Below are 795 nucleotides of genomic sequence, written 5' to 3' on the forward strand. Positions count from 1 at the left end.
GCGGTGAATACGTTCCCGGGTCTTGTACACACCGCCCGTCACACCATGGGAGTCGGTAATGCCCGAAGTCAGTGACTCAACCATAAAGGAGAGAGCTGCCGAAGGCAGGACTGGTAACTGGGGTGAAGTCGTAACAAGGTAGCCGTATCGGAAGGTGCGGCTGGATCACCTCCTTTCTAAGGAAACGGAAGAAGTAGGGGTTGCATTACTGTTGATTTGCCAAAGAGGTAAATCAAGAAAAAGGATAATGAACTGGTGGTTATGCGCAAAGCGCATCGCCGGTGAAGAAATCCGAAATAAGAACACTTCTGGTGGCGATGCGCTTGGGGGACACACCCGTTCTCATCCCGAACACGATGGTTAAGACCTAAGCGGCCGATGGTACTATACTGGAGACGGTATGGGAGAGCAGGTGGCTGCCAGATTCCCATGGGGGTATAGCTCAGTTGGGAGAGCACCTGCCTTGCAAGCAGGGGGTCAAGGGTTCGAATCCCTTTATCTCCACTCCGTTTCGAAAGAAACGGTACATGTACCTTGAAAACTGCATACAAACACAATTGTTAAAACTTATAGATATTTAACAAGACATCCGAGGTGATAATCAAGTAAAATTGATTATCCAATAAAAACAAACCAAGAAGAACCAAGAAATACCCGCGACCAGGGAGCACAGAACGCTATCTGTGCGGCTGGAATGTATGAAAATGCAATTCTGGTTATGGTCAAGCATGTAAGAGCGTAGGGTGGATGCCTTGGCACTAAGAGCCGATGAAAGACGTGATAAGCTGCGATAAG

General features: G+C 48.3%; 1 tRNA gene and 2 rRNA genes. All 3 read left to right on the plus strand.

Features of this window, described 5'->3' with window-relative positions:
- Positions 1-176: ribosomal RNA gene (locus tag WS40_RS10910) — 16S ribosomal RNA — on the plus strand; the annotation flags it as partial.
- Between the two features lie 131 nt (positions 177-307).
- Positions 308-425 (plus strand): 5S ribosomal RNA (rrf, locus tag WS40_RS10915).
- 6 nt (positions 426-431) lie between these two features.
- Positions 432-504: transfer RNA gene (locus tag WS40_RS10920), tRNA-Ala, on the plus strand.
- The last annotated feature ends 291 nt before the right edge of the window (positions 505-795 follow it).

It is taken from the genome of Ruminococcus sp. N15.MGS-57, from assembly GCF_000980385.1.
In the GTDB taxonomy this organism is placed as follows: domain Bacteria; phylum Bacillota; class Clostridia; order Oscillospirales; family Ruminococcaceae; genus Hominimerdicola; species Hominimerdicola aceti.